Source organism: Croceicoccus sp., from assembly GCF_983967925.1.
In genome coordinates this window covers 1-25,578 of record NZ_CFETID010000007.1, presented here as the reverse complement: position 1 = coordinate 25,578, position 25,578 = coordinate 1, and the positions used below count along the sequence as shown (strand labels likewise).

The window sequence follows — 25,578 nt, the reverse complement described above, 5'->3', positions numbered from 1 at the left end:
GACCGGGCAGATAGGGGCTGCGGCGGTTTCGGGCAAGCGGTTAGCGCGTTGTGGGGAACCGGCGACGCGCCGTCTCGACAGGCGGCGGCGGGCGCATTAGCAAACTGGCCATGCACAAACCTCTTCTCGCGCTTGCCGCGCTTTCCGCCAGTGTTTCAACTCTCGCCGCCGCGCCCGCCATGGCGCAGCAGATGCCCGATGCGGACATCGCCGCCGCGCGCGACCAGGCGCTGGAGGATGACAGCGTCGCATGGGATTTCGTCGAGGGTATCACGACCGAGATCGGCCCCCGCATGGCCGGGACCGAGGACGAGGCGCGCGGGCGCGAATGGGCGATGCGCTGGCTGAGGGCGCAAGGCTTCTCGAACGTGCGGGACGAGCCTTTCACCATGCGGACATGGGTGCGCGGCGAGGAAGAGGCCGAGATCGTCTCGCCTTTCCCGCAGCCGATGCATGTGACCGCGCTGGGCAATAGCGCGTCGACCGGGACGCAGGGGCTGATCGGTGAAGTCGCGGTCTTCCCCTCGCGCGCCGCGCTGGAAGCGGTGCCGGACGGCAGCCTTGGCGGAAAGATCGCCTATGTCTCGCACGGGATGAAGCCGACGCAGGACGGATCGGGATACGGCCTTGCCGGACCGGCGCGCTGGACGGGCGCTTCGCTGGCGGAAAAGAAGGGCGCGTCGGCCATCGTGATCAAGTCGATCGGCACCGACCACCACCGCAACCCCCATGCCGGCGGCACGACGTTCGACGAGGGGCAGGACGCGATCCCCGCAGGCGCGCTGTCGATCCCCGATGCCGAAAACCTTGAGCGCATGGCGGAACGCGCCGCCGCTGCGGGCAAGCCGCTGATGCTGAAGCTGACGCTGACGCCGCGCGACATGGGCCAGACGACCAGCGGAAATGTGATCGCCGAAATCCCGGGCAGCGATCCCGAAGCGGGCGTGGCGCTGCTGGCCTGCCATCTCGACAGCTGGGACCTCGCGACGGGTGCGTTCGACGACGGGGCGGGCTGCGGCATCATCGCCGCGGCGGCCAAGCGCGTGGCCGCGATGGGTCAACCGCGCCGCACGATCCGCCTGCTGTTCGCCGGGGCCGAGGAAGTCGGCGTGTTCGGCGGCAAGGCCTATGGCGCAGCGCACAAGGACGAGGCGCATGCCTTCGCGATGGAAAGCGATTTCGGCGCGGACAAGGTATGGCGGCTCGATACGACGCGCCTAGCCATGCCGCTGGCCGACCGGCTGGCCGCGCTGCTCGCGCCGATGGGCGTGGTGCGCGGCACGCAGCCTGCGACCGGCGGTGCCGACACCGGCGCGATCGTCGAAGCGGTAGAGCCGGTCGTCATCGACCTGCAGCAGGACGGGACGCGCTATTTCGACCTGCACCACACCCCCGACGACACGCTGGACAAGATCGATCCAGCTCAGCTTCGCCAGAATGTCGCGGCGTGGACGGCGACGGTCGCATTGCTCGCCAATGCGCCGGGTGATCTGCAGGCCGAATAGGAACCAACAGGAAAGGGACGGCCACATGGACCGCCCCTTCCTACCATTTATTAGCTGAATGCCGTCAGCTGGCGGTGAAGACGCCGCAGGCGATGCGCGCACCGGCGTCGCCGCTGGGCTGGCTTTCGTAATCGTCGGGATCGGCGTGGATCACGAAGGCCGACCCGTCGGCATCCATCAGCCCTTCGAACGTACCGGTGGAGGTCCCCTCCATCGAACCGGTGCCGTCGGCCGCGATCGTCAGATTCGGCAGATCGCCCGCATGCGGATTGGGCTCGGCGCTTTCGGTGCCGTGATTGACATCGGTCGGGTTCCAGTGACCGCCCGCGCTGGTGAAATCGCTGGCCGAGCAATCGCCCGTCGTATGGATATGCGCGCCGTGCTCGCCTTCGGGCATGCCCATCGCATTGATCGAGAGCATCAGCGTCTCGCCGCTGCCTGTCGCGGTTACGGTGCCGACTTCATTGCCGTTCGTGTCGTTCAGTACGGCCGTGGCGGTCTGAGTCATCGTATCGTCCGTCGCCATGTCCATGTCCTCGGCGGCCATGTCGGTTTCTGTGGACGTCGGGTCCGGACCGCAAGCGGCCAGCGCCAGCGCGCTGATGCCTGCAAGGACCGTGGTCGCGGCAAATCGGATCGTCATGGGATGCTCCTTGGGTTTCGGCCATCGGCCTTACGGAATCGCTTGTGGCAGCGCACCGGATGCCGCTGCGTCTGATTAAAGCAATGCCCTTCGCCGCACGGTGTTCCCGCGCGGCGCTTTGCGTCCCGCCCGACGCCGCCGCGTCAGGCGGCGCGGCGGGGTGGGTGCATGGCGTGCAGGGGGGCGTGCTGGCGGGCGTGCAGGCGCGGCTCCAGCAATTCCGCCACAACGTCATATGTGCGGTCATTGTCGACGTCGATGGCCTGGCTGCCGTCGGGCAGAACGACCGGCACGATACGATGGCCGATGCGGCGGGAAATCCGCTGCAGCCCGCCGTCCAGCGATACCAGCCTTGCGCGCAGCATCAGCAGGTTGACCAGACCGAAGGCATCGACGATGCGGCGCGCCTTCTTGGCGAATTGCCCGCCGCCGCGAAAGATCTCCGCCGCGGACAACGCCTTGCGGCTGCCGATGCCGTAAAGGTTGCAATTGGAATAGCCGCCATCGCGGAAGCCGTAGAAGCGGCGCTGCCCTTCGGGATGCGCGGCGCGCACCGATTCTTCCTGCGCGAGGGCCATGGCGGCATCGCACCGGTCCAGCGCCTTGGCCATCGCCGCGATCGATCGCTCGGTCAGCAGGGCATTGTCGGCGGTGGTGATAAGGAACGGCCCGTCATGATCCTCTGCCGCCGCAATCACGCTGTCGGCGATGTTAGACTGCGCGGCAATAGGCCGGACCCGCCCCGCAAGGCCGAGATGCGCCGCGATCGCCGCGATCTCGGAGAACTGATCTTTCTCGACCGACACGACGATCTCGCCGACATGCGCGCTGGATCCCAGCGTTTCGAGCACATAGGCGATAAGCGGGCGGCCGTGCAGCGGAATCAGGCACTTGTGCGTGGTGCCGAAACGCGCGGCCAGCGGGTCGAGCGCGCCCTGACGCTGTGCGGCAAGGACGATGGCGCGAAGCCGTGCGCTGGGCGCGGGGCGGGCGTTGAACGAATGGCTGTTCATGCTGCAAGACTCTCCGAGATTTCGAGCAGCCCGTGGCGGGTCAGGCTTTCGCAAAGGATCGTTTCGATGAGGTCGCCATGGCTCCAGCCCAGAAGCGCCGCCGCGACGCCGAACACTTTCTGCGACCACAGATTGCAGTTCAGATTGACCTCGAGGAACCGGGCCTGTCCCGTTGCCGGGTCATAGCGGAATTCGAACCGGCCATAATCGAACGGGAAAAAGGTGCCTGCCATGCGCCTTGTATAGTCGGCAATCTGCGCGGCGGCGGCTTCGTCCCCGAACGGGACCAGCCGGTATTTCTGTTCGCGCTCCACCAGATCGCGCTTTTCCTGATAGGTGCGCAGATGGGTGGGATCGGCCTGTTCGAACAGCATCATCGGCAGGATCGCGGGGTGACCGCCGCTGGTGATGACGGGCACCTCGACATCGCTGCCGTCAAGGAAAGGCTCGACGATGGCGTCATGGCCCTCGTCGTGGATTTCCTCGATCGCGCGGCGGGCTTCGCTCCAGCTTCCCGCATCGCGCACGCCCCAGCTGGCCGAAGAGGCATTGGGCTTGATGACCAGCCTCTCGCCCTCGGGACAATGGGCCGGATCGACGGGCGCGCCGCGGCGGAAGATGCCCCAGGGCGCGGTGGGAATGCCGCGGGCGGCGGCCTCGAGCTTTGACAGGTGCTTGTCGTCGGAATGGCCGCGCAGGATCGGGCTGGCGCCTAGGAACGGAATGCCCAGCCGGGTGGCGAGCAGGGGCAGCATCATTTCGGAATTGAGGAAGCCGCCGCGATTGAGCAGCGGGAAGATGAAGTCGCAGCCCGGATCGGCGAACAGAGCCTCGTAACCGTCGGCAAGCGAGACGCTGATACCCATGTCCTCGAGGCATCGCCGTATCTCGCCATGATAGACGGCGTGATTGCCGTCCTCATGGTGCAGGCCGCCTTGCCAGAAGACGTGCTTGGCGATGAACAGGACATGGAGGCGCGATTTCGCCTCCGCCGGAATGCGGGCAATCTGGGCCGCGCCGAAGGTCAGGTTCTGCATGACGCCAAGGATGAGGGCGCTATGTTACAGGCCCGAGTGGTTTGCGTCAGCGCGGTTACAGCGGGCGCGCTTTTTGCCTCGTCACGAAATTCAGGGCGTCACGAAACCGTCGCCGTTGCCGGTTAGGGCACGGCTGCAACATTGCCATTCAATCGCGGAGCTTGCGCGTGGCTGCAGCCCAATTCCTGTCCCGCTTGCTGACCCTTGGCGGTGACGACCGGATCACCGTGCCCGGCGGGCAGAATACCAACCGCTATGGCGCGTCGCCCTTTCCGCGCTCGACGCTGGGTTATGCGTCCTCGACCGCCAACGACATCTCTCTGCCCGCGTTCCGGCATCTGGCCGGGCTGATGGAACAATGGCCCGAAGATGCGCTGTCGGACGACGGGTTTTACGCCGCCGCGCTGGAAGGGATGCGCGGACGGATCAGGCAAGGCTGGGGGCTGGACGACGGCACCGCCATCGTGTTCGCGCCTTCGGGCACCGATCTGGAATATGTGCCGCTGGCGCTTGCGGGCGGGCCTGTCGTCAACGTGCTGATCGGTGCGGACGAGGTGGGAAGCGGCTGCGTGCTTTCGGCGGCGGGCCGGTATTTCGCGGACCGGACCGCGGTGGCCGAACGGACCCAAAGAGGCGCGGTGGTCGAAGGGCTGGAAGGGACCGGGCTGGTCGATATCGCGGTGCGCGAGACCTGCGGCAGGCCGCGGTCCAGTGCCGACATCACGCGCCGGATCGAGGACATCGCGCTTGCCGCGCATCAAGAGGGCCGCGATTGCCTGGTCCATGTCGTGTATGGATCGAAGACCGGGCTGGTGCTGCCCGATCTCGCCGATCTCGACCGGTTGCGCGCGCGGCATCCCGGCATGCGTTTCGTGGTCGATGCCTGTCAGTCGCGGCTGTCGCCCGGCGATCTGGGCGCGCTGATCGAACGGGGCTGCATGGTGCTGCTGACCGGATCGAAATTCATGGGCGGCCCTCCGTTTTCGGGCATGGCGCTGGTGCCTGCAGAGTGGACGCCGCCGGCCAGCCTTGCGCAAGGGCTGGCGGCCATCTTCCGCCGGGGTGAATGGCCGGCAGACTGGAGAGCCTGCGATCATCTGCCGCGCGGTGCCAATCCCGGCCAGCTGTTGCGGCTGGAAGCGGCGCTGTTCGAACTGGAGCGATTCAGGGCGCTGGACGAAGCGAATGTCCGCGAAGTGATCGCCGCCTTCGCCAGACATGTCGCACTGCTGTCCGACGCGCTCGGCACCGCGCTGGTCGCCCCGTGTCTTACGGGGGACGGGCTTCACACATCGACGCTCGCCACCCTCGATCTCAGCGTCCTGCCGTCGGCGCCCGATATCGCCGTGGCGCAGCGCTGGCACCGGGTGCTGGCGGCGCGCGGTCTGCGGCTGGGCCAGCCGGTCAAGTGCATTCCTTTGCCCGGCGGAGGCTGGGGCGGCACGCTGCGGATCAGCCTGTCGATGCCGCTGATCGCAGAGCTGTCGTGCCTTTCGCCGGGCGCGCTGGATGCGCGGCTTGCAGGCGACATGGGCATGATCCGTTCGGTGCTGTCCGCCGCGCAGAAAGGCGTTGCCTGACGCGGCCATGCACGCATGAGCAATATCTTTCGCAATATCGGATGGCTGCTGGGCAGTCGCGGCATCAATGCGGCTTTCAGCCTGGTCTATCTCGGCCTAGCCACCCGCACGCTGGGTATCGAGGGGTTCGGCGCGTTCGCGATGATCCTTGTGCTGGCGCAGGCCGTTGCGGGCATTGCCAGTTTCAACACGTGGCAGATGCTGGTCAAATGGGGGCATTTCGATGGCGATGCGGCGCCCGCGACCGGCTTTGCCATGGCGCTCGACCTTGCCAGCATGGCGGGCGGTATTCTCCTTGCGCTGGCTGCCGGTTTTACCGCCCCGCTCTGGTTGCCATTGCCGCTGGGCAGCGGAGCGCTGATCGTCGCACTGTCCGCCGCGGCGCTGCTGGCGCTTCGGTCGACGCCGACCGGTATATTGCGGCTGCACGACCGCTATGACTTGTCCACCGCCGCCGAGGCGAGCCTGCCGCTGACCCGTGCGGCAGGCGCCGTGGCCGCCGCGATCTGGGTCCCGACACTGGCAGGATTTGTCGCCGCATGGGCGCTGGCGGAACTGATCTGCGCCGCGGCCTACTGGCTGCTGGCCGCGCGATTTGTTTCCGTCCGCTTATCGGATGTGTCGCTGGCCCGATTTCCTTCCCGCTATCCCGGTATCTGGCCTTTCGTCGTCGCTACCAGCCTGTCGCGAACGCTGGCGGTCGTATCGAAACAGGTCCTGCTGCTGGGCGTGGGCGCATTCGGCGGGGCGGCGCTGGCAGGCGGTTACCGCGTCGCATCGCAGCTGGGTCAGGCGCTGGTGCAGCTGGGCGAGGCGGTGTCGCGCGCGATCTATCCCGAATTCGTGCGCAGCGCGGACAGTTCCGCCGCGGTCACACGCCGCATGGTCGCGCTCGCCGCATTGACGGGCGCCCTGTCCGTCGCCGCCGCGGTGATGGGCGGGCGGTTCGCGATTGAGTGGATAGCTGGCGCAGCATTTGCCTTTGCCTATCCGGCGCTGGTGATCCTGTCCTTCGCCGGCGCGATAGAGCTTGCAGCATCGAGCTGGGAAGCGCTTCTCGTGGCGCGGCAGCGGGCGGGCAGGGCGCTGGCCATGCGGCTGGGGCCGCTGGTGCTGGCGTTGTCCGCCATGCCCTGGGCCATCGCCGCCTATGGGCTGATCGGTGTCGCGGCCTGCATTCTTGCCGCCAGCGTGCTGACCTTCGCGGGGCTGGCGCATGCCGTTTCCGCGACGCGCGGCCAGTCAGGCGCCGCTATCGGCTCCATCGCCTGACCGCCGGGTCAGAGATCGGGAACGGACAAGCGAGGCGCGGCCAAGTCATATTCGTGGCACCCGCGGCGCTTGTCACCTGCGTGTAGCATTCGTTGCCTAGCGCCCTCTCTTCGCCCGGTCTGTTTCCAGCCGATGTCGCGTGCGCGGTGCAGGGCCTGAAGATCGTGGGCGAGTTTGGGGGCAGACGATGGCATCGCAACTGAATCTGGGGACGCAAAGGACGGGCGGTTTCGCCTTCAGCCTGACCGATGTGGCGTTTGCGCTGCTGCTTGCCGCCGCCAGCGTCGGCTTCATGGTCTGGGGCCTCGATTATACGGGTGGCGGCAATGTCGCCATCTTTCTGCTCGCGACCGCATTCGGCCTGTTCATGGCCTTCAACATCGGCGGCAACGACGTCGCCAACAGCTTTGGCACCAGCGTCGGCGCGGGCACGATCACGGTCAAGCAGGCGCTGGCTATCGCGGCCGTCTTCGAAGTCAGCGGCGCGGTGATCGCGGGCGGCGAGGTCACCGACACGATCCGCAGCGGCATCGTCGACCTTGGCGCCATGCAGGTGCAGCCGATGCAGTTCGTCTTCATCATGATGGCGGCGCTGCTGGCGGCCGCGCTGTGGCTGTTGTTCGCGACGAAAAAGGGCTGGCCGGTATCGACCACCCATTCGATCGTGGGCGGCATCGTCGGCAGTTCGGTGATGCTGGGCTTCTCGCTTGGCGGGGGCGATGCGGCGCTGGCGCTGGTGCAATGGGACAAGATCGGCACCATCGCGGTGTCATGGGTGCTGTCGCCGGTGCTGGGCGGGCTGGTGTCCTATGGCCTCTTCTGGATGATCAAGCGGCATATCCTGGCGTTCAACGACATGATGAAGGCGCATCTTGCGCGGCTGCACGAGGAACGCCGCAGGCTGCGCGACGAGCACAAGACGCGGTTCGAGCGGCTCTCCGACATCCAGAAGATCAGCTATACCCATATGATGATCCGCGATGCCGAGGCGCTGGACGAGGACGGGTTCACGCCCGACGACCTTGAAACCGATTATTATCGCGGCCTGCACCAGCTGCGCACGCAAAAGGCGGATCTGGCCGCGCACAAGGCGCTGCAGAACTGGGTGCCCGTCGTCGCGGCGTTCGGGGCCGCGGTCATATCGGCGATGCTGCTGTTCAAGGGCCTCAAGCACATGGAGCTGGGGCTTTCCACGCTGCACAACTATCTGATCATGGCGATGATCGGGGCGGCGGCATGGATGGCGACCTATATCTTCGCCCGTACGCTCAAGGGCCGTTCGCTCGACACCTCGACCTTCCTGATCTTCAGCTGGCTGCAGGTGTTCACCGCCAGCGGCTTTGCCTTCAGCCACGGCGCCAACGACATCGCCAATGCGATCGGCCCGTTCGCCGCCATTCTGGACGTCCTGCGCAATGGCAGCGTGGGGCCCAGTGCGGCGGTTCCGCCGCCTGCGATGATCGCGTTCGGCATCGCGCTGGTCGTCGGCCTTTGGTTCATCGGCAAGGAAGTGATCGCGACCGTCGGCCATCACCTGACCACCATGCATCCCGCATCGGGCTTTGCCGCCGAACTTGCCGCTGCCACGGTGGTCATGCTGGCCTCGACGCTGGGCCTGCCGGTGTCGAGCACGCATATATTGATCGGCGCGGTACTGGGGATCGGCCTTGCGAACCGGCAGACCAACTGGCGACTGATGAAGCCGATCGCGCTGGCATGGGTCATCACCCTGCCGGCTGCGGCATCGATGGCGGCGCTCTCCTTCGCGGCTTTGGATGCGCTGTTCTAAAGGCGGGACAGCGGGTTCGCGCGGCTTTATTTCCGCTGCTGGCTTCCGAATGCCCAGCGCAGCGTCCTGCCCATTGCGAATGTGCCGGCCCTGACGGGTAGCGCCGAAAGCAGGGGCCGCCGCAGGCCCAGCATGGATATCGCGAAGTTCGGCAGCAGATCGACCGCTGCGGCGGCAAGCAGCGGCTGAACGGCCAGCGCAGCGCCGCTCTGCCCGCGGGGCGACAGGATCTCGGCGGCCACCTTCCGGGCGTCGGCGCTCCCTTCCAGATCGCCGCGCATCTCTCGCATCATATCCCGCGCCTCGTCCTCGGTGGTCGGCACCGGATCGGCATGCAGGCGGCGCGCGATCTCGGCGAACTGGGCGAAATAGATGTCGCGATCGCGCCGCGGCATCGCAGGCCGGACATAGCGCAGATGCGCGTCGAGAAAGCAGGTCGCCTCGGCCAGATGGACCCAAGCCAGTACCGATGGCTCGGTGGCCGAATAGGGCGTTCCGTCTGGCAGATGTCCCGTCACCGTGCGGTGAATGGCATTGACGCGCGCGATGGATTTTTCGGCATCGTCGCGGTGGCCATAGGTCGTGACCGCAATAAAGCGCGCGGTGCGGCGCAAGCGGCCATGCAGATCGCTGCGAAACGTCGAATGATCGAGCACGCCGCGCAGCGCGTGCGGATGAAGCATTTGCAGCAGCAACGCCGAAATGCCGCCCACCATCATCGCCGTCACATCGGCATGCACCATGCGGATCGGGGTATCCGGCGCAAACAGCGCTTCGTCCGAAGGCGCCACCGGCTGTTCGCCCGCCGCGGGATCGTTGAACACCGCGCGCACATTGCGCACGATGGCGCGGCGTAACGGGTGCGGGGGATCAGACGGCACAGCGCATGGCCCCGGCAATCGCTATCCAATGCTGGCGAGGTGATTCCGACATACTCTACGCTTACCACCCGGCCGAGGGTATTCCCATGCCGATTGGATCGCAGGCCCGGTCCGGGGGCGTCCAGATCTGGCCGGATGTCGAGGAAATGGTCGGGGAGACAGGATTCGAACCTGCGACATCCTGCTCCCAAAGCAGGCGCGCTACCGGACTGCGCCACTCCCCGACGCTTTGCTGCCTGCTAGAGGCGGATGGTGGGCCCGGCAGGATTCGAACCCGCGACCTAGCCGTTATGAGCGGCCAGCTCTAACCGCTGAGCTACAGGCCCATCGCGCAGTGCGGTTAGCCGCCGAGCCCGGGATTGGCAAGCGGGCGGTTGGGTTGGCGCGCAGAATTCGCCTTCAGGCCGCGTTCGCGCTTTGCGGGGCGCCCTCCTGCCGGGCGAGGGGAAGCCGCACGAGGACGCATTCGTCGTCATGGCTGAAGCTGCCGCCCGCCGCCCGGACCTCTGCCGCGACCAGCCGCATGGTGAAACCTGCGCCCAGCATGCCGAGCATCGGCTCGCCGCGTTCGCTGATGCCGATTTCGGCGTCGAACAGGGCTTTATCGTGCAGCGCGCGGGGCAGAGTGATCGAAAGCTGCGCCTGTCCGCCGTCGTGCAGCACGACATCCAGCCTTTCGCCCGGATCGGCGGCGGCGGACAGCGTGGCGAGCAGGCGCCACAGCATTGTCTCCGCTTCGCCTTCCGCGACGGGCACGACCACGTCGGCGCCGGGCGCGTCCAGCACGAATTTCGCGCCATTGCCCTGTTCGATGGAGGCGAACTGGTCGACCAGCTGGCCCAGCATGGCCGCCAGCGCGGTTTCTCCCTCTTTCAGCGCGGTGCGGCCCTTGCGCATGCGGACGAGGCGTTCGATTTCCTCCAGCCCGGCAAGCAGGCGCGCGCTTTCGGCTGCGATGTCGGCTGCCTGCGCGCGGTAGCGGTTGGGGACTTCGCCGAACAATTGCTGCTGGATGATCTCGGCAAAGCCCTGGATCGCGCCAAGCGGCGTGCGCAATTCGTGAAGCGCCTGCCGGATCTCGTCACCGCGCGTGTCGCTTTCCTCCTTTTTCTCAGGCTGGCGCGTCAGGCGGGCGTGATGGCCGAGGAAGCGTCCCCCTTCGTCGAAGCGCGGCACCGCATCGAGCCGCCAGCGTCCCTGCATCGCGGGTGCGCCCTCTATCAGCGCTTCGCCCGAACGGACCACTTGCTGCCGCCTGAGGGCGACGGCCGTGCGCCGGTCGATGCGAGCCTCGGCCTCTTCCGCAGCCGAGAACGCGAGGCCGGTGAACAGCGAAGGCAGGCTGCCCGCCCAGCCGATCCGGCAGTCGGGCCCGATGCGGCAGTCGACGGTCGCGGGGCGGATCTCGCCGACCGTTTGCGCGACTTCGTCCGATGCGGGTGCCGCGCGGTTGGCGCGCTGCTCGCGGTAATCCTCGATCCGCTGGACGAGGCTGGCGATGTCCGCGGTGCCGGTCTTGCCGTCGCCGCGGCGGCGCCATTGTGCCGAAGGCGCGCGCTGTGGTTCCGGGCGCTTTTGCGCCTTTGGGCGCGCCTGCTGCGGAGCGGGCGCGGGTTCGGGCTTTTCCTCGGGCCGGGCGGCGGGCTTCTCGCTCGCTTCCGGGTCGGGGATGGCCGCATCGGGTTCCAGCACCAGCACGCCCTCGTCGCCAGTCCGTTCATCCTCGCCAGACTTGGCTTCAACCGATGCCTCGACCGGCGCTTCGACCGGCGTTTCGACCGACAGGGCCGCGCGCCTTGCCTGTGCCCGGTCGCTGAGGCCGTTGCGCAGCATCGGAATCACCGCATCCCAATCCGCAGCATTCAGCGCGGCCGCATCGATCGCGGCTTCTCCCACCGTGACATCGCCTTCGCATAATTGCGCCACCAGCGATGCGGTGCGCAGCCGCAGACCCGGTTCGCGCAGGATCGCCACCCGTTCCGCCGCGGGAAGCCGCCGCGACAGGACCGACAGGCGAAGGAAGGCGGAAGCGACAAGCTGGCCGTCCGCCACGGTTCCCCCCGAACCGAGCAGGTCGACAAGCTGGCGATACTGGGCAAGCGCGGCACGTTCGCCGTCAACGGCGACCCCCAGAACCGTGCGCAAGCGATCGTCCAGTGTCATCAAGCCCCCATGCTGTCCGAACCCCGAACGGGGCCGTCGCGGCAAGACCAGCGGGGGCGAGGAATCGCGCACCCGTGCTGCCGCAGTGCCACAGGTAAACAATATCTTAACATTGCAAAACTGCGTTCGCGGGCACGTTGCAATCTGGAACAACCGTCACGCAGTTTGCGTTGATGTTAAAAAATTGCGGAGAAAGACGCCGAAAACTTTGTTATGTGTTTTGGCATCCGTCCCGCCCGGACCCGGCTTCGCACCGGGATGCGCCGCCGGGCCTAGAAGACGGCGAAGGAAGAACGCTTTATGATTCTGGATGAAATTGACCGTCATCTGCTGGCCGAACTGCAATCCGAAGGCCGGATCACCAATGTCGAACTGGCCAGCCGAGTCGGGCTGACCGCGCCTCCCTGCCTGCGCCGCGTGCGCGCGCTGGAGGAGGCGGGGATCATTCGCGGTTACCACGCCGAGCTCGATGCCGCGGCGCTCAGCTATACCATCACCGTGTTCGCCATGGTCAGCCTGAAGAGCCAGGCCGAGGAATCGCTCAAAGCGTTCGAGGAGCACATGAACACGCTGCCCGAAGTGCGCGAGTGTCACATGCTCAACGGCGAAATCGACTTCATGCTCAAGATCGTAAGCCACGACCTGCAGAGCTTTCAGGAATTCCTGACCAGCAAGCTGACGCCCGCGCCCAATGTCGCCAGCGTCAAGACATCGCTGGTCATCCGCACCGCCAAGAACAAGCCGGGCGTTCCGATCAAGGGGCGCTGATCCGGGCGGCGCCGAACACGCGCCGCCTGCGAAGCCAATCGCGATACGAATCCGACCGCGAAAAGTGACAAAGGTGACACGTCCTACAGGCGTGTCATCCTTGCGTCGTGCCCGAATTCCTGCAGGTTTCGGGCCAAAGGTGACACAGGGCACCCCGCGGAAAAAATCGCTGCGCAAACACCATCTCAAAGAGCCGTAGCGCCGCGCGGGTCTGGCGGGGATATGCGCTGGATGCCTGAAAAGGTGCGTGTAGGACAGCACCTTGCGAGGGGGCGCGTCAGACCTCCGCCTCGATCTCGCGCAGGCTGCGGCCGCGGGTTTCGCGTCCGCATAGGCCGATCGCGGCAGCCGACAGGCCGAAGGGCACGATCAGCGCCGCCGCGACGCCGCCCATCGTGGGGATCAGCCCCGCCAGCGCCGTGACCTGCACGACGACTCCGCCCGCCTTGCTGCTGGCCGCGATCAGGCCGGTCGCGCGGCCCCTGATGCCCAGCGGGTAATTTTCCGCCGCATAGGGCAGCAGCACCGCGATCAGCCCGTTCGAGCCTGTCACCAGCATCGCGATCACCGCGATCAATATAGGCGGATGCGCCAAAATCGCGGGCGGCAGCAGGGCGCCCGCCAGTCCCACCATCGTCAGCAGCACCGTTCCGACCAGCGTGCGCACGCTGCTCCACCGGCTGTAAAGCAGCGCGGCGAGCGCGATGGTGGGCAGCGCGAGGAGGGTCGAACTGGCGATGATGCCGCTGGCCAGTTCGGCGTCGAAACCGCGGTCCTGCAGATCCGACGGCAACCACAGCAGCAGGCCGAAGGTGACGAAGCTCCACGACAGGGCGGCCAGCACGAGGGCCGGGGTCAGGAAGCGGTGGCGGCCGATTACGACCGCCTCTGGGATTTGTGTCGCGGAAGCGGGCAGGCGCGGACGGGGCACGATGCCGAAGCGGCGCGCCATGTCGGCCAGCTCCGCGTCCATCCCGCGCTCTGCCAGAAAGCGCGGCGATTCGGGGATCCAGCGCGCGAGCAGCAGCAGCAAGATGCCCGTCGGAAAGCCCTGAAGCCACAGGCTGCGCCAGCCATAGACCGGTTCGAACAGATGCGCGGCTCCGCTGGCGGCGAGATAGCCGCCGACGAGGCCCGTCCCCCCGACCAGCACCAGCACCCAGTTGCGATGGCGCGGGGGCATGATCTCTGCCAGCAGCGTATAGACGACGGGCAGCATGCCGCCTGCCGAACTGCCCATCAGGAAGCACATCACGAGGTTCCATTCGAACGAGGGCATCGCCCCGCAGATCGAGGTGGAAACAAACAAGATGGTCGACAGCAGGATCGACACGCGCCGCCCATAGATATCGGCGAGCCAGCCCCAGACGAAGGATCCGACCACGGTGCCGGTCAAGGCAACCAGCGGCAGCAGCGCGGCGGTGGAGCGGGCGATCCCGTATTCGTCCCGCATGCCGGGGATTACGAAGCCCAAAGTGGCGGGCTTCATCGTATCGATCACCAGCGCCAGCACCAGCACCGCCAGCACCGCCGCGTGCGAGCGGGTGAGCGGCGTATCGTCCGCCGCTTCATAGGATGTGCCCGCGCTGGAATCGTGCTGGGGCCGCCGTTTGGGCAGGGCGCCGAAGGTCGCGGCGGGAACGCCGACGCCGATCAGCGCCATGCCCAGATACATCCACCCGTCCATGGCCATGCCCGACAGGTGGCCTCCCATGCGGTGCTCCATCGCCAGCATCGGCAGATGAAGCAGCACGCCCGCCGCGATCGCGATGCAGCCTGCACAGAACAGGGGCCAACGCGGGCCGATGATCGAATGCTGCGAAAACGAATACACGGCCAAGCACGCTCTCCCTTCGGAACCTTGTGCTACTTCGCGCCGTATCGGGCGCAAAGATTAGTGCGCGAGTTGTTCGTCCATAAACGCGGCCACGTCGTCCAGCGCGACATCCTTTGCCAGATATGTCCGCCCGATCCCGCGCATCAGCAGGAAGGGCAGGTTGCCCGCGTCCATCTTCTTGTCGTGCAGCATGTGGTCGACCAGCCGGCGGCCGTCGCAGGTCAGGTCCAGTTCGGTGATGTCGGCGCGCATGTCCATCGCGCGAAAATGGGCGGCGATCCGCTCCGCGTCCTGCCCGTCCATCTCGCCCCGCCGCACCGAGTAGCGCGCGGCCAGCACCATGCCCATCGCCACGGCCTCGCCGTGGAGAAGGCGGCCCGAATAGCCGCATTCCGCTTCCAGCGCGTGTCCGAATGTGTGGCCGAGATTGAGCAGCGCGCGTGTGCCGGTCGTCTCACGCTCATCCGCGGCGACGACGCGCGCCTTCGCCTCGACCGAGCGTCGGACGGCCTCGGCGCGCAAGGTTTCGTCGCCGGCCAGCAGGGCCGCGCCATTCGCCTCGCACCATTCGAAGAAGGCGGGATCGTCGATCAGCCCGTATTTCACCACCTCGGCATAGCCTGCGCGCAGCTCGCGCGGGGGCAGGGTGGCAAGCGCGCCGATATCGGCCAGCACCAGCGCGGGCTGGTGGAACGCGCCGATCAGGTTCTTGCCTGCGCGCGTGTTGATCGCGGTCTTGCCGCCGACGCTGGAATCGACCTGCGCCAGCAGCGTGGTGGGAAGCTGGATGAAGCCGCAGCCGCGCTTGAGCACCGAGGCGGCGAAACCGGTCAGATCGCCGATCACCCCGCCGCCAAGGGCCAGTATGTGATCGCCCCGGTCGACCCCTTCGGCCAGCAGGAAGTCGCACAGCTGTTCCAAATGCGCCCAGTCCTTGGTCGATTCGCCCGCGGGCAGCACCAGCCAGCGCGCCTCTTTCCCGTCAGCCGCCAGCGAGGCGTCGATCGCGTCGCGCCACAGCGGCGCGACATGGGAATCGGTGACGATGGGCACGGCTTGCTTGCGCAGCAGCGGGCCGCACTGTGCGGCGATGTCGGCCAGCAGGCCGCTGCCCACGCGCACATCATAGCTGCGGCCCGCCAGCGCGACGGGCACGGTTTCAGTGGTCATGCAAGATAGTCCCCCAGCGCGGCGATGATGCGCGCGACGCCATTCGATTGCGGTCCGGTGTCGCTGGTGACGCGGATCGGCGCCTGCGCATAGGCGGGATTGCGCCGTTCCATCAGCTCGCCCAGCACCTTGCGCGGGTCCTTGCCGGTCAGCAAGGGCCGCGTGTTCTTGCGCGCGACGCGCGCGACCAGCGTGTCGAGTTCGGCATCCAGCCAGACCGCGATGGCGCGCTCGAGGATCAGCGCGCGCGTCTCGTCATCCGCGAAGGCGCCGCCGCCCGTCGCGATCACGGCGGGGCGGCCCGCGTTATCCTCTATCAGCCGGGCGATCACGCGGCGCTCGCCGTCGCGGAAATAATCCTCGCCAAAACGGTCGAATATTTCGGGAATGCTCATCTGCGCGGCCTTCACCACCTCGTCGTCCGCATCGACGAAGGGGGTGCCGAGGCATTGCGACAGGCGGCGTCCGACGGTGGACTTGCCCACGCCCATCAACCCCACCAGCACCACCGGCCGGTCGAGCCGCTGCGTCAGATCCGCCAGCGCCGCCGCGTCGGGCAGGGCGGGGGCGCCATCCCGATCGGCGGGATCCGGGGTGTCCGGATCCGGAATGCCTGACTCCGGCGTGCCTGAATCCGGGGCGCCTGAATCCGGCGTGTGCGCATCGCGCGGTGAATTGCGGGGCTTGGACATTGAGCAATGCCTATAGTTGGGCTAACCGGTCATGCAAGCGCGCGCCGCCGCTTCCCCTGATACCGCGATTGAGCAATAGGGGGTTCAGCGGCGATCCCGCATGTCGCGCGCAAAGCAGGTGATGGTGAGTACGATTTCGCGCAAGTCCCCGAACAAAGCAGCGCTGCCGAGATGGGTCTGGATCGCAGGCGCCGTCGCGCTGGCGGTGATCGTCTATGCCTGGATCGATGGCGGCTACCGCGACGTGCGGCCCATAGAGCAGCCGCTGGATCCCGTGACCGCAACCGATGCAGCAGGTGAAGACGCATGAGGCTGCGCGCGCGGCTGATGCCCGCGGCGCTGCTGGCGGCGACGCCCGCGGCGGTGCTGATGGCGCAGGAATCGCCCGAATCGCTGTTGCCGCCGGGCTTCGACGATCCCGCGCCCGCTCCGGCGCCTGCGCCCGCTCCGCGCCCTGCGCCCCGGCCTTCGCCCGCACCGACCGCCGCGCCGCGCCCGTCGCCTGCGCCATCGGGCGACGGATCGGTGTCGCAGCCCGTCGTGCAGGATGCCACCGGCACTTCGGGTGAGGCGGAAAGGCCGCGTTCGCGGGCCGAGCAGGCGCGCGAGATGCTCGACCGACTGCCTTCGCTGGAAGAGCTGGAGGCGATGGACACGGACGAGTTGGACGAGTTGCTCGGCCTGAAGCCCACTTTCGACATTCCGCCCGCCGCGCGCCGGTCGACCGACCGGGTCGGGCTGCTCAGCCGCGAAGAAGGCGGCATGGGCGCGACCGCGCTGACCAATACGCGCGCCGCTTTCGTGCGGCGGGTGCTGGCGGGTACGCGCGGGCCGCTGGTGTCGCGCTGGGGGCATATCGTGCTGCGCCGCGCATTGGCGACGCGGATGGCCGCGCCTGCCGGAATGACCGGGGTCAGCTTTGCCGCCTTGCGCGCCAACCTGCTGAACCGGCTGGGCGAGCCGGTGGTGGCGCGCGCGCTGGTGCAGGAAATCGATACCGCCGAATACAGCCAGCCGCTGATTTCGGCGGCCTATGCATCCTATCTGGGCACCGGCGATTTCACCGGGGCGTGCCCGATGATGCGGCTCCACGGCGCGTCGCGCGAAGACGAGCAGTGGGAATTGTGGCGCGCGATTTGTTCGACCTATTCGGGCGAGAGCGGCGGCATGGACCGGATCGAACGCGTAGTGCGGCGCGGCGGCGAGGGGCGCTTCGACGCCTTGCTGGCGCAGAAATATGCAGGCGCGGTCGGGCGGCAGCGCCGCGCGGTCACGCTGGAATGGGATACGGTCGATGCACTGTCGCCGTGGCGCTATGCGCTGGCGACCGCGACCGGGGCCGAGGTGCCCGAAGGGCTGCGCGCGGCGGGTGGGCAGCGATATCTGCTGATGGCGGCGCATTCGCCGGCGGTCGATATCGTAACGCGCGCCGATGCGTCTGATCTGGCCGGGCGGCGCGGCATCTATTCCAGCACCGCGATGGTCGATCTCTATTCGCAGATCTACGACGACACCGAATTGTCGGGTGACGAGGCGGCGCGCGCCTCTCTGCTGCGCGAGGCCTATGTCGGGACCCCGGCGGAGCGGCTGGAAGCGATGCGCGACATCTGGGGCGGGGACGGCGAGAGCCGCTATGCGCGTCAGGTGCTGACCGCCTATGCCGCCGCGCGCATGCCGGTGAACGAGGAGATGGCCGATGCGGCGGGCGATCTGATCGCATCCATGCTGTCGGCGGGGCTGGACCGCAATGCGATCCGCTGGTTCAGCGTGGTACCGGTTGGGAGCCATGGCTGGGCGCAGCTGGTGTTGGCGGTGCCGACACGCAACGCGCCGGTCGAGGAAGGTTCGATCCGCAGCTTCATGGAAAACGACGGCGAGGGACTGCGCTCGCGGTTCCTCGTCGCGGGCCTTGCGGGGCTTGGCCGGATGACGCCTGCCAACGTAGACGAATTGTCGGGCGATCTGGGCTTCGACCTGTCGCGCCAGACGGCGTGGACGCGCGCGATCGCGCGAGCGGGCGAGCGGGGCAATCCGGTGCTGGTGACGATGCTGGCAGGCCTTGGCATGCAGGGGTCCAGCTGGTCGAAGATGACGCCGCTTCATCTTTACCACATCGTGTCGGCGATGAAGGCCGCGGGGCTTGAGGCCGAGGCGCGCATGATCGCGGCCGAAGCCGTCGCGAGGGCGTAAGGGACGCGTGCGCGCATGAGCCGCGCCGAAATCCGCGAATTCCTCGCCCATCTGGCGGCGGAGCGCGGGGCGGCGACCAATACGCTGGCGGCCTATGCCCGCGAACTCGATGCGGCGCGCGAACTTGTGCCCGATCTCGTGCATGCGGACGGCGAGGCGCTGTCGGGGCTGGGCGGCGAATGGGCGCATCTGGCGCCTTCCAGCTTGGCGCGGCGCTGTTCGGCCTTGCGGCAATTCTACGGTTTTCTGGTCGACGAGGGCGTGCGCGAGGACGATCCGTCGGACGCTCTGCCGCGCCCGCAAACCCGCCGTCCGCTGCCGCGCCTGCTGACGCATGACCAGATCACCGCGCTGTTCGCCGCCGCCGAGGACGAGGCGCGGACCGAAAAGCCCGAGGCGGTTCGCATGCTGGCGCTGCTGGAACTGCTGTATGGATCGGGACTGCGCGCGACCGAGCTGGTGTCGCTGCCTTTGAACAGCGTGCCGCGCGATGCGCCGCTGCTGACGCTGACGGGCAAGGGCGGCAAGCAGCGCATGGTGCCGGTCTCGACCCGCGCGCGCCATGCGCTGTCGGCATGGCTGGCAAAGCGCGTCGTTCCGGCCACGAACGACAAGGCGGCGCGTTTCCTGTTCCCTTCGCGCACCGGGCATATCAGCCGGGTGCGCCTGTTCCAGTTGCTGCGCGCGCTGGCGGGGCGGGCGGGGATCGATCCGCAAGCGATCAGCCCGCATGTGCTGCGCCATGCATTCGCGACCCATCTGCTGGAGGGCGGGGCGGATCTGCGCGTGCTGCAGACCCTGCTGGGCCATGCCGACATCTCGACCACGCAGATCTATACCCATGTCGATTCGGCGCGGTTGGTCGAACTGGTGAACCAGCGCCATCCGCTTGCGCGCGGGGTGGGCGGCGGTGCACGCTGAACGGCAGCCTCTTGCCGTTTCCCCCGACTGCGGTTAGCGCACCGGCCATGATTTCCTATCTCGAATTCGAAAAGCCGCTGGCCGAGCTGGAAGCGCAGATCAAGGCGCTGCGCGACACGTCGGACAAGGACGAAGTCGTCGACATCAGTTCCGAGGTGTCGAAGCTGGAGGCCAAGGCCGCCAACCAGCGCGCGCAGATCTATCGCAACCTGTCGCCCTGGCAGAAGACGCAGGTCGCCCGCCATCCGCAGCGCCCGCATTTCAAGGATTACGTCGCGCATATCGCCGACGATTTCATGGCGCTGGGCGGCGACCGCAGCTTTGCCGACGATCAGGCGATCCTGGGCGGTTTCGCCACGCTGAAGACCGGGCAGAAGGTCATGCTGATCGGCCATGAAAAGGGCCATGACGTGCAGTCGCGGCTCCGGCACAATTTCGGCATGGGCAAGCCCGAAGGCTATCGCAAGGCGGTGCGGCTGATGGAGATGGCGGGTCGTTTCGGCCTGCCGGTCGTCACGTTGGTCGATACCTCGGGCGCGTTTCCGGGGATCGAGGCCGAGGAACGCGGTCAGGCCGAGGCGATCGCCCGCGCGACGCAGGCCTGCCTCGACCTGCCGGTGCCGATGGTCGCGACCATCGTGGGCGAGGGCGGATCGGGCGGCGCGGTCGCGCTGGCCTCTGCCGAGCGCGTGATGATGATGGAACACGCGGTCTATTCGGTGATCAGCCCCGAGGGCTGCGCATCGATCCTGTGGCGCACGGCGGAAAAGGCGCCCGATGCGGCCGAGGCGATGAAGGTCACCGCGCAGAACCTGAAGGAACTGGGCGTGATCGACCGGATCGTGCCCGAACCTCTGGGCGGCGCGCACCGCGATCCGGCCGCGGCGGCAGAGGCGCTGGGCGCGGCGATCGACGAGGAGCTGACCGGTCTGGCCGGGCTGGACGCGGGCGAGTTGCAGGCGCGGCGGGCGGATCGGTTCCTGAAGATCGGATCGTCCTTCTAGCGACAGGTTCGGCGGGTGCGTCCAGCACAGGCGTCCGGCACCGGCGACCTTTCCATCCCGTTCAGGCTGCGGGAACAATTGCTGTCATATCTTGGTTTTACCGGACATGGGGACTTCAGCGCCGCTCGGTCAGGGGCGGCGCTGATTGCTTTCCCGACCAATGAATCCGCCCGTGAGAGCAGGGAGCCGATGCCGATGAACCGCCCTAAGTTTTTTCATAAGAATATCCGTCGCCGCACCGGTCTGGCGCTGGCCTCTGCCGGTGCGCTGGCGATGGCGCTGACAGGCTGTGTCGGCGCGACCACCGCGCCGGTGACGCCGGGGCAGGCCGGCGCGATCACGGCGCAGGAAAAGCAGTACGGCGCCGAGGCGCATCCGCAATTGCTGCAACAGTTCGGCGGCGCATATAACGCGCCGGTGTCCAATTACGTCGAGCGCGTGGGCAAGAATATCGCCGCGCAGTCCGGCCTCGCCAGCGCGCGCGATGCCTATACGGTGACGCTGCTCAACAGCCCGGTGAACAACGCCTTCGCGATCCCGGGCGGCTATATCTACACCACGCGCCAGCTTGTCGGGCTGATGGATAACGAGGCCGAGCTGGCCGCCGTGCTTGGGCACGAGGTCGGCCATGTCGCCGCCCGCCATTCGCAGCAGCGCCAGCAGGCGGCGCAGCAAAACTCTCTGCTGGGCGTGCTGGGCGCGGTGGTGTCGGGCGTGCTGCTCGGCAATTCGCAGCTGGGCCAGCTGGGGCAGGAACTGGCGATGCAGGGCTCGCAGCTCCTTACCCTCAAATACTCGCGCAGTCAGGAAATGCAGGCCGACGACCTGGGCGTCGCCTATCTGTCGAGCGCGGGTTACGAGCCGATGGCCATGGCGTCGGTTCTGGAAAGCCTTGCGCAGCAGAACAATCTCGACGCGCAGCTGATGGGTTCGTCCGCGTCGAATCAGGTGCCCGAATGGGCCAGCACCCACCCCGATCCCGCCAGCCGGGTGCGCGATGCGGCGCAGGATGCGCAGGGCAAGCCGGGTTCGGTGACGAATCGCGACGCGTTCCTTACTGCGATCAACGGCATGCTGTACGGCGACGATCCCAAGCAGGGCATCGTCGACGGGGCGAGCTTCGTCCACCCGGACCTGCGTTTCGCGTTCCAGGCGCCGAGCGGCTTTTTCCTCGTGAACGGCACGCAGGCGGTGTCGATCAGCGGCCAGTCGGGTCGCGGGCAGCTGTCGTCGGGTCCCTATTCGGGCAATTTGAACAACTACATCAACAGCGTGTTCGGCGCGCTGACGGGTGACGGGCAGGCGCAGGTGCAGCCCGCGCAGATCCAGCGCACGACGGTGAACGGCATTCCGGCGGCCTATGGCACCGCGCGCGCCAATACCGGAAATGGATCGGTGGACGTGACGGTGTTCGCCTATGAATTCTCGAACAGTCAGGCGTTCCATTTCGTCACGATCACGCAGGCCGGGCAGGCGGGCGTGTTCAACCCGATGTACCAGTCGATGCGCCGCATTTCGGCAAGCGAGGCGGCGAATGTGAAGCCGCGCAAGATCTCGGTCGTGACCGTCAAGTCAGGCGACACGATGCAGGGTCTGGCGAGCCGGATGGCCTATGACAACGGAAAGCTGGAGCGCTTCATGGTGCTCAATTCGCTGTCGCAGAACTCGACGTTACAGCCGGGGCAGAAGGTGAAGCTGGTCACCTATTGATCGGCTTTTCCGGCGAACCCCTTTTCCGGGTAACCAACGACAAAGGGGCGGCAGTTTCCTGCCGCCCCTCCGCTCAGTAACGGTTGCCCGTAAATTAGGGAGCGGTCGAGGCGTTGGCGCCCTTGAGGCCAGTGTCGACCGTGCCGAAGGTGTTCGAGAGCGAACCGCCCAGCGAGGTCAGCGCGGTGATGCAAGCCACGGCGATCAGAGCGGCGATCAGGCCGTATTCGATCGCGGTCGCGCCGGATTCGTCGTTCAGGATTTCGTTGAAAAGCTTCATGGGTATTCTCCTGGTCAAATAAAGTACTTCAATTCACCAGCTCTTTCCCGATTTGGCAGAAGTCATTTCTGAATTCCGGTGCCCCCAAAGTCTGGATCAAGCCCTCTCTTCCTAGTTTAAGATCCTGAATTATTCGTAAATTACGGTGCCGCAGCGTTGTTTTGTGCGTCCAGGCTCTTGCTAGAAACGTTCATCCACATGGTGATGGTCGATCCGGCAAAGGCTTGCATCGCGCTCATCGCTGCGATGGCCAGCAATGCGCAGATCAGGCCATATTCGATGGCTGTCGCGCCTTGCTCGTCTTGCAGCAGCTTTTGAACGATGCTCGTCATTGCTAATCGGGCCTCCTCGTGTGGTCCGATCATCAAAATCGCTCGCAGGAATTAAGATTTGGTTGATGCGGAGGCATGAGTTGAAAACTGCACCGACAGATGGAGGCGCGAACAGCTCCGAAAGCGCCGTGTTGCCGCCGCTGCTGGTGGTGGCGGGTGCGCTGATCGATGATCACCGCCGCGTGCTGATGCATCGGCGTCCGCCGGGTAAGCATCTGGAAGGATTATGGGAATTTCCCGGCGGCAAGGTCGATCCGGGCGAGACGCCGCCTGCCGCTTTGGCCCGCGAACTGCGCGAGGAGCTGGGTGTCCTGATTTCGGACAGCCATTTTCGCCCCTGCGGATTCGCGTTCGAGACACGCGATTTTTCACCGCCGAAGCCGCCGCGCGGGATTGTATTGCTTCTTTACACCTGCCGAATCTGGGACGGCGAACCCGCGCCGCTGGAGGGAGGCGGGCTGGGCTGGTTCAGGGTTGGCGAGATCGATTCGCTGGATCTGGCGCCGCTGGACCGGGTTTTGCTGGGGCAGCTGAGGGCCGGGTTTGTGGGGTGAGCGGGGGGATGTGTCGGCGGGGGTCTGAAGAGTTGGTGTGTGCCGTGGGGCGCCCGGAAGGATTGGCCGCCGCTTCGCTCTGGCCGTCTCCGGCGCTCACGCGCCTCCGACTCCGAACGGTTCGTATCTGCCGTGACCCGACAACAAAACACCCGGCCCCTCTGTGAGGAGCCGGGTGTTTTGTTGGCGCGCCCGGAAGGATTCGAACCTCCGGCCACCTGATTCGTAGTCAGGTACTCTATCCAGCTGAGCTACGGGCGCGCTCTGGAGGGCGCCCAATACGGCGGGGTTTACACCTTGGCAACCCCTTGCGTCGGTGTTTTCGGCAAACGGGCTAAAAAAGAATGGCACATCGCCGATGACGGATCGCGGCGTCGCGGCTATTCTGCGGGCCGACGGTGATGCATGCATGCGGCAATGCAGAGGGAGACGGTTTTTGGCCGATAGCGACAGCCCTGCCGAATCGCGGCGGGCGATATTCCGGCACCGGCTTGCGACGCGGCTGTGGCACTGGACCAATGTGCTGGCCGTGGTGGTGATGATCGGCAGCGGGCTGATGATCTCGAACGCGCATCCGCATCTCTACTGGGGGCAGTTCGGGGCGAATTTCGATCCGGCCTGGCTCGATCCGCCGCGTTTTCCGGGGTGGATCACCATACCCACCGATTATAACCTCGCCATGGCGCGGCGCTGGCACCTGACATTTGCGCTGCTGTTCGCCTTTGCGCTGCTGGTGTTCATGCTGGTCAGCCTGATCAATGGCCATGTCCGCCGCGACCTGCGCATTCGGGCGGGCGAGGTCGCGCCGTCGCATCTGTGGGCCGATATCAAGGCGCATCTGCGGCTGCGCTTTCACGATCCCGACAAGCCCGATGCCTATAATATCCTGCAGAAGCTGTCCTATGTGGCGGTGATCTTCGTGCTGCTGCCGCTGCTGGTGTTCACCGGGCTGGCACTGTCGCCCGCGATGGATGCGGCGTGGCCGTGGCTGCTGGATGTGTTTGGCGGGCGGCAGTCGGCGCGGTCGATCCATTTCATCGCCTGTTGGCTGCTGATAGGCTTTATCATCGTGCATCTGGCGCTGGTGCTGCTGGCCGGGCCGGTGAACGAGATCCGGTCGATGATCACCGGACGCTGGAAGGTGCCCCACCGATGAGCCGAAAGACCGACACGATCCGCCCCACCCCACTCACCCGACTCACCCGCCGCGCCGTCATCGGCGGCATCGCGGGCAGCGCGCTGGCCGGATGCGACGCGTTTCAGGAAAGCGAGGCGGGCCGCGCGATCCTGTTCAGCGGCGAAAAGGCGCATATGGCTTTGCAGCGCACGATCATGGACCGGAACGCGCTGGCCCGCGAGTTTACCGAGGCGGAGATGTCGCCGGTGTTCCGCGCCAATGGCACGCGCGATCCCGATACGCCCAGCTATAACGCGTTTGCCGCGCAGGATTTCGCAGGCTGGACGGTGCCGATCACCGGGCTGGTCGACCGGCCGATGACGCTGACGCTGGCCGAGATCCGCAACATGCCCGCGCGCACCCAGATCACGCGCCACGACTGCGTCGAGGGGTGGAGCGCCATCGGCAAGTGGCACGGGCCGCAATTGTCGCTTCTGCTCAAGGCGGCGGGGCTGAAGACCAATGCGCGTTACGCGGTGTTCCGCTGTGCCGATCTGTACAATGGCACGGCCTATTACGAATCGATCGATCTGATCGACGCGTTTCATCCGCAGACCATATTGGCCTGGGCGATGAACGATGCGCTGTTGCCGGTGGCGAACGGCGCGCCGCTGCGCCTGCGGGTGGAGCGGCAGCTGGGATACAAGCACGCCAAATATGTGCAGGGGATCGAGATCGTCGAATCGCTGGCCCCGATCGGCGGCGGCAAGGGCGGTTACTGGGAGGACCGGACCGGATACGAATGGTATGCGGGGATCTAGCCTTCTGCGCGCCCGCTAGGGCACCAGCACCGTGTCGCGCGGTTCTGGCAGCGCCTCGGGATAGTCCAGCGTGTAGTGCAGGCCTCGGCTTTCGTGGCGTTTCAGCGCCGCATCGACGATCAGCTCTGCGCACTGGTGCAGGTTCCTGAGCTCGATCAGGTCGGTGGTGACGCGGAAACTGCCGTAGTAATCCTCGATCTCCTGCCCCAGAAGCGCGATGCGGTGCGAGGCGCGTTCCAGCCTTTTGGTCGTGCGCACGATGCCGACATAGTTCCACATGAAGCGGCGGATCTCGGTCC

The 25,578-nt window shown here is 66.6% G+C and carries 23 protein-coding genes, 3 tRNA genes and 1 pseudogene; 13 read left to right on the top strand and 14 right to left on the bottom strand.

Annotated features, from left to right (window positions below):
• The first annotated feature begins 110 nt into the window (after window positions 1-110).
• Window positions 111-1,505, top strand: coding sequence for a M28 family peptidase (locus AC4FIJ_RS05890; RefSeq protein ID WP_490335781.1), 1,395 nt, complete (start codon window positions 111-113; stop codon window positions 1,503-1,505).
• A gap of 64 nt (window positions 1,506-1,569) precedes the next feature.
• On the opposite strand, the gene AC4FIJ_RS05885 is transcribed toward AC4FIJ_RS05890, so the two are convergent.
• From AC4FIJ_RS05885 to AC4FIJ_RS05875, 3 genes are all read right to left on the bottom strand, one after another.
• On the bottom strand, window positions 1,570-2,148 hold the full coding sequence (locus tag AC4FIJ_RS05885; RefSeq protein ID WP_490335780.1) for a superoxide dismutase family protein: 579 nt from the start codon (window positions 2,146-2,148) through the stop codon (window positions 1,570-1,572).
• Window positions 2,149-2,291: 143 nt separating this feature from the next.
• Window positions 2,292-3,161, bottom strand: a complete 870-nt coding sequence (locus tag AC4FIJ_RS05880; protein ID WP_490335779.1) for an NTP transferase domain-containing protein — start codon at window positions 3,159-3,161, stop codon at window positions 2,292-2,294.
• Window positions 3,158-4,198: a D-alanine--D-alanine ligase family protein gene (locus tag AC4FIJ_RS05875; RefSeq protein WP_490335778.1), complete on the bottom strand. Its 1,041-nt coding sequence runs from the start codon at window positions 4,196-4,198 to the stop codon at window positions 3,158-3,160. The genes AC4FIJ_RS05880 and AC4FIJ_RS05875 overlap by 4 nt, the downstream gene beginning before the upstream one ends.
• 167 nt (window positions 4,199-4,365) lie before the next feature.
• On the opposite strand from AC4FIJ_RS05875, the gene AC4FIJ_RS05870 reads away from it, so the two are divergent.
• The 3 genes from AC4FIJ_RS05870 to AC4FIJ_RS05860 all read left to right on the top strand — a co-directional run bounded on the left by AC4FIJ_RS05870 (window position 4,366) and on the right by AC4FIJ_RS05860 (window position 8,839).
• Window positions 4,366-5,778 (top strand): hypothetical protein, encoded by a 1,413-nt coding sequence (locus tag AC4FIJ_RS05870; RefSeq protein WP_490335777.1) that lies wholly within the window; start codon window positions 4,366-4,368, stop codon window positions 5,776-5,778.
• Window positions 5,779-5,793: 15 nt separating this feature from the next.
• Window positions 5,794-7,050: a lipopolysaccharide biosynthesis protein gene (locus tag AC4FIJ_RS05865; RefSeq protein ID WP_490335776.1), complete on the top strand. Its 1,257-nt coding sequence runs from the start codon at window positions 5,794-5,796 to the stop codon at window positions 7,048-7,050.
• 187 nt (window positions 7,051-7,237) lie between these two features.
• The gene (locus AC4FIJ_RS05860) at window positions 7,238-8,839 is read left to right on the top strand and encodes an inorganic phosphate transporter (protein WP_490335775.1); all 1,602 of its coding nucleotides are present in this window, start codon (window positions 7,238-7,240) and stop codon (window positions 8,837-8,839) included.
• Between the two features lie 26 nt (window positions 8,840-8,865).
• Here the strand turns inward: AC4FIJ_RS05860 and AC4FIJ_RS05855 are convergent, their stop codons facing one another.
• The 4 genes from AC4FIJ_RS05855 to AC4FIJ_RS05840 all read right to left on the bottom strand — a co-directional run bounded on the left by AC4FIJ_RS05855 (window position 8,866) and on the right by AC4FIJ_RS05840 (window position 11,883).
• A complete protein-coding gene (locus AC4FIJ_RS05855; protein WP_490335774.1) occupies window positions 8,866-9,720 on the bottom strand; it encodes an oxygenase MpaB family protein in 855 nt (284 codons plus the stop codon).
• A 147-nt stretch (window positions 9,721-9,867) separates the two neighbouring features.
• Window positions 9,868-9,944, bottom strand: a tRNA-Pro gene (locus AC4FIJ_RS05850).
• Between the two features lie 26 nt (window positions 9,945-9,970).
• Window positions 9,971-10,046, bottom strand: a tRNA-Ile gene (locus AC4FIJ_RS05845).
• Between the two features lie 73 nt (window positions 10,047-10,119).
• The gene (locus tag AC4FIJ_RS05840; RefSeq protein ID WP_490335773.1) at window positions 10,120-11,883 is read right to left on the bottom strand and encodes a histidine kinase dimerization/phospho-acceptor domain-containing protein; all 1,764 of its coding nucleotides are present in this window, start codon (window positions 11,881-11,883) and stop codon (window positions 10,120-10,122) included.
• A gap of 300 nt (window positions 11,884-12,183) precedes the next feature.
• Here AC4FIJ_RS05840 and AC4FIJ_RS05835 point away from each other — a divergent pair, with 300 nt between their 5' ends.
• Complete coding sequence (locus tag AC4FIJ_RS05835) at window positions 12,184-12,651, top strand: Lrp/AsnC family transcriptional regulator (protein WP_490335772.1); 468 nt, start codon at window positions 12,184-12,186, stop codon at window positions 12,649-12,651.
• 277 nt (window positions 12,652-12,928) lie between these two features.
• Here the strand turns inward: AC4FIJ_RS05835 and AC4FIJ_RS05830 are convergent, their stop codons facing one another.
• Genes AC4FIJ_RS05830 through AC4FIJ_RS05820 form a run of 3 tightly spaced genes read right to left on the bottom strand, consistent with a single transcriptional unit; the run spans window position 12,929 to window position 16,350 of the window.
• Entirely contained in the window at window positions 12,929-14,485 is a 1,557-nt protein-coding gene (locus AC4FIJ_RS05830; RefSeq protein WP_490335873.1) for an MFS transporter, read from the bottom strand.
• Between the two features lie 60 nt (window positions 14,486-14,545).
• Complete coding sequence (gene aroB / locus AC4FIJ_RS05825; RefSeq protein ID WP_490335771.1) at window positions 14,546-15,658, bottom strand: 3-dehydroquinate synthase; 1,113 nt, start codon at window positions 15,656-15,658, stop codon at window positions 14,546-14,548.
• Complete coding sequence (locus AC4FIJ_RS05820; protein ID WP_490335770.1) at window positions 15,655-16,350, bottom strand: shikimate kinase; 696 nt, start codon at window positions 16,348-16,350, stop codon at window positions 15,655-15,657. Before AC4FIJ_RS05820 ends, aroB begins: the two co-directional genes overlap by 4 nt.
• Before the next feature lie 100 nt (window positions 16,351-16,450).
• Here AC4FIJ_RS05820 and AC4FIJ_RS05815 point away from each other — a divergent pair, with 100 nt between their 5' ends.
• The 5 genes from AC4FIJ_RS05815 (at window position 16,451) to AC4FIJ_RS05795 (ending at window position 22,175) form a co-directional block, all read left to right on the top strand.
• Entirely contained in the window at window positions 16,451-16,660 is a 210-nt protein-coding gene (locus tag AC4FIJ_RS05815) for a hypothetical protein (protein ID WP_490335769.1), read from the top strand.
• Window positions 16,657-18,540: a hypothetical protein gene (locus AC4FIJ_RS05810; RefSeq protein WP_490335768.1), complete on the top strand. Its 1,884-nt coding sequence runs from the start codon at window positions 16,657-16,659 to the stop codon at window positions 18,538-18,540. Before AC4FIJ_RS05815 ends, AC4FIJ_RS05810 begins: the two co-directional genes overlap by 4 nt.
• Window positions 18,541-18,555: 15 nt before the next feature.
• Window positions 18,556-19,461: a tyrosine recombinase gene (locus tag AC4FIJ_RS05805; protein ID WP_490335767.1), complete on the top strand. Its 906-nt coding sequence runs from the start codon at window positions 18,556-18,558 to the stop codon at window positions 19,459-19,461.
• A 47-nt stretch (window positions 19,462-19,508) separates the two neighbouring features.
• Window positions 19,509-20,465 carry an acetyl-CoA carboxylase carboxyltransferase subunit alpha gene (locus AC4FIJ_RS05800; protein WP_490335766.1) on the top strand — a complete coding sequence of 319 codons (957 nt, stop codon included), beginning with the start codon at window positions 19,509-19,511 and terminating at the stop codon, window positions 20,463-20,465.
• Window positions 20,466-20,660: 195 nt separating this feature from the next.
• Window positions 20,661-22,175 (top strand): M48 family metalloprotease, encoded by a 1,515-nt coding sequence (locus tag AC4FIJ_RS05795; protein ID WP_490335765.1) that lies wholly within the window; start codon window positions 20,661-20,663, stop codon window positions 22,173-22,175.
• A gap of 94 nt (window positions 22,176-22,269) precedes the next feature.
• Here AC4FIJ_RS05795 and AC4FIJ_RS05790 read toward each other — a convergent pair whose 3' ends face one another.
• Both AC4FIJ_RS05790 and AC4FIJ_RS05785 read right to left on the bottom strand, forming a co-directional pair.
• Window positions 22,270-22,455 carry a Flp family type IVb pilin gene (locus AC4FIJ_RS05790; protein WP_490335764.1) on the bottom strand — a complete coding sequence of 62 codons (186 nt, stop codon included), beginning with the start codon at window positions 22,453-22,455 and terminating at the stop codon, window positions 22,270-22,272.
• A gap of 140 nt (window positions 22,456-22,595) precedes the next feature.
• Window positions 22,596-22,787 carry a Flp family type IVb pilin gene (locus AC4FIJ_RS05785; protein WP_490335763.1) on the bottom strand — a complete coding sequence of 64 codons (192 nt, stop codon included), beginning with the start codon at window positions 22,785-22,787 and terminating at the stop codon, window positions 22,596-22,598.
• A gap of 80 nt (window positions 22,788-22,867) precedes the next feature.
• Here AC4FIJ_RS05785 and AC4FIJ_RS05780 point away from each other — a divergent pair, with 80 nt between their 5' ends.
• Window positions 22,868-23,341: a (deoxy)nucleoside triphosphate pyrophosphohydrolase gene (locus tag AC4FIJ_RS05780; RefSeq protein WP_490335762.1), complete on the top strand. Its 474-nt coding sequence runs from the start codon at window positions 22,868-22,870 to the stop codon at window positions 23,339-23,341.
• A 184-nt stretch (window positions 23,342-23,525) separates the two neighbouring features.
• Here the strand turns inward: AC4FIJ_RS05780 and AC4FIJ_RS05775 are convergent.
• Window positions 23,526-23,602 (bottom strand) — tRNA-Arg (locus AC4FIJ_RS05775).
• Between the two features lie 175 nt (window positions 23,603-23,777).
• On the opposite strand from AC4FIJ_RS05775, the gene AC4FIJ_RS05770 reads away from it, so the two are divergent.
• Window positions 23,778-24,497 carry a cytochrome b/b6 domain-containing protein gene (locus AC4FIJ_RS05770; RefSeq protein ID WP_490335761.1) on the top strand — a complete coding sequence of 240 codons (720 nt, stop codon included), beginning with the start codon at window positions 23,778-23,780 and terminating at the stop codon, window positions 24,495-24,497.
• Window positions 24,494-25,279, top strand: coding sequence for a molybdopterin-dependent oxidoreductase (locus AC4FIJ_RS05765; protein ID WP_490335760.1), 786 nt, complete (start codon window positions 24,494-24,496; stop codon window positions 25,277-25,279). The genes AC4FIJ_RS05770 and AC4FIJ_RS05765 overlap by 4 nt, the downstream gene beginning before the upstream one ends.
• A gap of 15 nt (window positions 25,280-25,294) precedes the next feature.
• Here the strand turns inward: AC4FIJ_RS05765 and AC4FIJ_RS05760 are convergent.
• Window positions 25,295-25,578 (bottom strand): annotated as a pseudogene (locus AC4FIJ_RS05760) (L-aspartate oxidase); the annotation flags it as partial.

Excerpts from the sequence above, each read along its gene's own strand:
- AC4FIJ_RS05890 (WP_490335781.1), top strand. The coding sequence starts at position 111 with ATGCACAAACCTCTTCTCGCGCTTGCCGCGCTTTCCGCCAGTGTTTCA.
- AC4FIJ_RS05885 (WP_490335780.1), bottom strand. The coding sequence starts at position 2,148 with ATGACGATCCGATTTGCCGCGACCACGGTCCTTGCAGGCATCAGCGCG.
- AC4FIJ_RS05880 (WP_490335779.1), bottom strand. The coding sequence starts at position 3,161 with ATGAACAGCCATTCGTTCAACGCCCGCCCCGCGCCCAGCGCACGGCTT.
- AC4FIJ_RS05875 (WP_490335778.1), bottom strand. The coding sequence starts at position 4,198 with ATGCAGAACCTGACCTTCGGCGCGGCCCAGATTGCCCGCATTCCGGCG.
- AC4FIJ_RS05865 (WP_490335776.1), top strand. The coding sequence starts at position 5,794 with ATGAGCAATATCTTTCGCAATATCGGATGGCTGCTGGGCAGTCGCGGC.
- AC4FIJ_RS05860 (WP_490335775.1), top strand. The coding sequence starts at position 7,238 with ATGGCATCGCAACTGAATCTGGGGACGCAAAGGACGGGCGGTTTCGCC.
- AC4FIJ_RS05840 (WP_490335773.1), bottom strand. The coding sequence starts at position 11,883 with ATGACACTGGACGATCGCTTGCGCACGGTTCTGGGGGTCGCCGTTGAC.
- AC4FIJ_RS05835 (WP_490335772.1), top strand. The coding sequence starts at position 12,184 with ATGATTCTGGATGAAATTGACCGTCATCTGCTGGCCGAACTGCAATCC.
- aroB (WP_490335771.1), bottom strand. The coding sequence starts at position 15,658 with ATGACCACTGAAACCGTGCCCGTCGCGCTGGCGGGCCGCAGCTATGAT.
- AC4FIJ_RS05820 (WP_490335770.1), bottom strand. The coding sequence starts at position 16,350 with ATGTCCAAGCCCCGCAATTCACCGCGCGATGCGCACACGCCGGATTCA.
- AC4FIJ_RS05815 (WP_490335769.1), top strand. The coding sequence starts at position 16,451 with ATGTCGCGCGCAAAGCAGGTGATGGTGAGTACGATTTCGCGCAAGTCC.
- AC4FIJ_RS05810 (WP_490335768.1), top strand. The coding sequence starts at position 16,657 with ATGAGGCTGCGCGCGCGGCTGATGCCCGCGGCGCTGCTGGCGGCGACG.
- AC4FIJ_RS05805 (WP_490335767.1), top strand. The coding sequence starts at position 18,556 with ATGAGCCGCGCCGAAATCCGCGAATTCCTCGCCCATCTGGCGGCGGAG.
- AC4FIJ_RS05800 (WP_490335766.1), top strand. The coding sequence starts at position 19,509 with ATGATTTCCTATCTCGAATTCGAAAAGCCGCTGGCCGAGCTGGAAGCG.
- AC4FIJ_RS05795 (WP_490335765.1), top strand. The coding sequence starts at position 20,661 with ATGAACCGCCCTAAGTTTTTTCATAAGAATATCCGTCGCCGCACCGGT.
- AC4FIJ_RS05790 (WP_490335764.1), bottom strand. The coding sequence starts at position 22,455 with ATGAAGCTTTTCAACGAAATCCTGAACGACGAATCCGGCGCGACCGCG.
- AC4FIJ_RS05785 (WP_490335763.1), bottom strand. The coding sequence starts at position 22,787 with ATGACGAGCATCGTTCAAAAGCTGCTGCAAGACGAGCAAGGCGCGACA.
- AC4FIJ_RS05765 (WP_490335760.1), top strand. The coding sequence starts at position 24,494 with ATGAGCCGAAAGACCGACACGATCCGCCCCACCCCACTCACCCGACTC.